Raw genomic sequence first — 1,042 nt, forward strand, 5'->3', positions numbered from 1 at the left:
GCGCCTTTGTGCTGGATGACGGTGGCGGCGAGGTGGTTGCCTGCGCGGCAGCATGCCTCCGGCTCGGCGCCTTGCAGGTAGCGGGCGAGGTAGCCGGCGTTGAAGGCATCTCCTGCCGAGGTGGTGTCGATGACGCGCGCGACGCGCTCACCGGCGACGCTGATGCGTTCATCGCCTGCCGCGTAAAGTGCGCCTGCCGCGCCACGTTTGACGACGATTTTCGCCACACCTGCCGCTTGCAGGCGGGCAATGGTCGCGTCTGCGTCGGTATCAGCCCACAGCGCGCGTTCGTCATCATCGGTCATCAGCGCCAGATGAACGTGCGGCAGCAGGCGAGCGTAGGCGGCGCGGGTCTCGTCGCGGTTTTGCCACAGCGCCGGGCGGTAGTTGCCGTCAAAGAGGATTTGTACGCCTTGGGCGGCGCAGGCGGCAAGGCGGTCGGTGAGGCGCTCGCGGTCGGCGGGCGGCAGGATGGCGAGGCTGATGCCGCTCAAATAGATGGCATCAAATCCGGCGAGGGCGGCGTCCACCTGCGGCCAGCCGGGGTGTTGCAGCAGGTAGCGCGCCGCCGACTGGTTGCGCCAGTAGAGGAAGGTGCGCTCGCCCGCAGCGTCGAGTTGGATGAGGTAGAGGCCGGGTTGGCGCGCCGGGTCGGTCAAGACGTAGCGGGTGTCGATGCTGTCTGCCTGCCAGCGCGCGCGCATGCCGCGGCTGAGCGGGTCGTCGCCCAGTGCAGTCAGGTAGTGGACGCGGACGGCTTCCGGCGCGGCGACGCGCGCGAGGTAGGTGGCGGTGTTGAGGCTGTCGCCGCCGTAGGTTTGGCGCATGTCGCCGAAGGGCTGGCCGTTCAGTTCGATCATGCATTCGCCGAGGAGTGCGATGGTTTTCATGGTTGTCGGATGTAGGGGCGTTTACATACAGGGTAGCGACTATCGTGTATGTATATCGATACACCGAAAGTCCAAGAAACTGTTTAGTTTTTATGTTCTATCCCCCTCCTCCGCAGGACGCGTTAGCGTCCGCAGCGGGGGAGGGATGGGGT

General features: G+C 65.8%; 1 protein-coding gene. It reads right to left on the reverse strand.

The features are described from left to right. A partial coding sequence (locus Q0349_RS05085; RefSeq protein WP_298079798.1) for a sugar kinase occupies nt 1–890 on the reverse strand: 890 nt, incomplete at its 3' end. Between the last annotated feature and the right edge of the window lie 152 nt (nt 891–1,042).

It is taken from the genome of uncultured Cardiobacterium sp. (genome assembly GCF_938028185.1).
In the GTDB taxonomy this organism is placed as follows: Bacteria; Pseudomonadota; Gammaproteobacteria; order Cardiobacteriales; family Cardiobacteriaceae; genus Cardiobacterium.